The following is a 2,588-nucleotide window of genomic DNA, read 5'->3' on the forward strand; positions in this document are numbered from 1 at the left end:
CAGCGAGTATTTAGGCGAGCGAGAATTGCGCTACTATACTAAATCGATTACGACCCAAAAGGGCGGAGGTAGTACCTCCCGAAACGAGCAAGTGACCACGATTCCACTGATGGAATCCGCCGAATTCTCGAAAATGGGTGCCGGACGAGCGGTGATGATTTCGCCTGGATATATCAATCCTGCTAAAAAGGAAACTTGTTTGCCAATTTTACACGACATTAAGATTCCCAATCGAGATTTAATTGAATCTGAGAAATCAAAAGATGTTTGGCAGACGATGTTAGCAAGTTTCAAAGATCGGAAAATTGATGAAGCCGAAATATCGCGGATGTTTAATTTGCGCTGTCAGTTAGTTGAGGAATTATTTCCACTACCCCCAGTGAGTAAATTGAGTTGTATTCTCAGCCAATTAATCGAAATTCTGAAACGGCATGGATATACCGACGAAGGTTTTGCCGATGAGAATCTCCTAATTAATTTGGACATCAAAATTAACGTTCCCAGCGACTGGAAAGATCCAGCTTCTCCAGATGATGCCCCGAAAGTTAAAATTCCGAAAGATGCCAAGGGATTATCAGCGATCTCTACTCTAGTAGGGGCGGCTGGCTACAAAATCGTCAGACGCGAATTAGCTGTGGCGAATTAATGTCTGCCGATTGAATTCTAATAAATTAATAGCGAATAGCTGCTTCTCATCGCTAATCCAACCAGCCGGAATACGATTGAATAGTTCGATTACTGTCGCTGGTTCGAGTTGAGTAATTCGTTCGATCCAGGCTCTCGCGGCATCGGGTTGATTCGAGATCGCTTCCACCAGCATTCCGTTCATGCTTAAACTGCGACCCTTATTACCAGAAAAAGCAGAGCTTTGATTTTGGACGTGATTTGCTGGAGCGAGATCTAGACACTCCTCATCAAACAATAAAAAGCCCAGACTCAAACCGTGGTCGTAAGTGGGCAGTAATTCTCTTCTACCAGTAATCGAGTCAATTTGAATCCCCCAGTTCTCATAATGACGGTCGATATTATCGATCCAGTAGTCGAAAATGAGGTATCCAGTTAATAATTCAGTGGCAGTTTTAACTTGTGGAGGAAGATTGCAATTACTGGGGATTTCGATCTGATTAACATCGATTGTGGTGAGAACAGTATCGACCGTATATGAGTAGTTACCTTGCCCAAAATATGTATCTAATAAGCTTTTACCCGATCGTTCATCATGGTTGGGCAGCAGGTAATTAGGACTGACAATCGCCCTACGCCCGTCAAATAATTCCGCAAATTCATAGGTAGCCGCAGGGATATCGATCAGTTTGGCTAGCTCATAGGTAATTTTCTCCACCCAAGCTCCATTCAAGCTTTCATCATCGAGTTTGAGAATCACTGTGCCAAGATCGGGTAGGTTTAGTCGATATTTTTCTGCGGCACCTCCTTCAATCTCCTCGGCATTTTCAAAAGCTGCTGGTGAGATTTTCACTACTAAAAATTCAATCATACGATCGCTTTCTCAACCGCTAACTCAAAACATTGATGAGCATAAAGATCGATCTTGGTTGCAACTGTGACTAAAATTCTATTCCCCAAGTATGGATCGTCACTAACATTGACAAGCTCGATTCCGGTAATTTCATCCCCTAGCAGAGAGAAGTACGGAGGGAGTAGTCCTAATTCACTATTTGCTGCTTTGACGACTATCCTGTTATTTGAGGTGATAGTACACTGGAGTTTAGAGTGAGTCCCAAGCGAAGATCTGACATTGGAGTCTACTTCCTGTAAGAGACAGTAGAACTTGTACTCACCATGACTAGTGGGTTCGACGATCGGACAAATATCATAGTTATCCCCAACAATATTACCCCCAGTCCTGGCGATAAAAGCGATCCGATCGATATTAGGGTAAGACAACCCTAAAAACTTACATCTACGTTCCGTATCGGGGCGTAGACGGGGCATTCTGACGCTAAAGATGTCGGGGATCGTATGGGCGATTTCTGTGCCATCAACGGTCGGTAATGACACCATCTCAGCCATGCCTCGATACTTTTGTGCCAGCCGTTGATATGTGCGAGTATGGCTGGCTTCATAACCGCGATCCGATTTGGTGAGTTTCATCAGCGGTTGCCATTGTCCGTCTTCTGGCACTACCCAGCCCAGATATAAGCCACTGATTTTGGATTCTTCAATTCGATCGACATCGCCGTGTTTGTCTTGAATAATCGTCATGTTTTATCCTCATCCAGAGATTCTGAAGATTGAGCTTCTCTAATCATAACCTCTTCGATCGTTGATGCTTCAGCCATTGACTCCGATTGCAATTTCTCGCGATGCTGAAGTGATTCGTTCGTTGGGCAACTTCGATTTTGAATTAATTTGAGCGACTTCGATGTCAATGCTCTAAGTTATTTTTGGACGAGTTTGGAATACCTAGCTTGTTGCGTTTATTGCGAATAATCCGTTATAATTCAACCGATCGACCAAAATATTGCATAGTAGACGTTTGACCTATGGGTAGTCTAAATTATCCTGCCTACATTCCCAGCGAAGATGACACCAAACTCTCCCAAGAGAGCAGCCGCATCCTGACTACC

General features: G+C 43.7%; 2 protein-coding genes and 1 pseudogene. 1 reads left to right on the plus strand and 2 read right to left on the minus strand.

Going from position 1 to position 2,588, the window contains the following annotated elements; all coding sequences use genetic code 11:
* Positions 1 to 646 (plus strand): annotated as a pseudogene (locus tag RMO55_RS22080) (type IV secretory system conjugative DNA transfer family protein); the annotation flags it as partial.
* Here the strand turns inward: RMO55_RS22080 and RMO55_RS22085 are convergent.
* Both RMO55_RS22085 and RMO55_RS22090 read right to left on the minus strand, forming a co-directional pair.
* Complete coding sequence (locus tag RMO55_RS22085) at positions 629 to 1,495, minus strand: hypothetical protein (protein ID WP_310430283.1); 867 nt, start codon at positions 1,493 to 1,495, stop codon at positions 629 to 631. The pseudogene RMO55_RS22080 and the gene RMO55_RS22085 sit on opposite strands and share 18 nt — an antisense overlap.
* Positions 1,492 to 2,223: a hypothetical protein gene (locus RMO55_RS22090; protein WP_310430284.1), complete on the minus strand. Its 732-nt coding sequence runs from the start codon at positions 2,221 to 2,223 to the stop codon at positions 1,492 to 1,494. Before RMO55_RS22090 ends, RMO55_RS22085 begins: the two co-directional genes overlap by 4 nt.
* Positions 2,224 to 2,588 lie beyond the last annotated feature (365 nt).

It is taken from the genome of Chamaesiphon sp. VAR_48_metabat_135_sub (genome assembly GCF_031418915.1).
Taxonomy (GTDB): Bacteria; Cyanobacteriota; Cyanobacteriia; order Cyanobacteriales; family Chamaesiphonaceae; genus Chamaesiphon.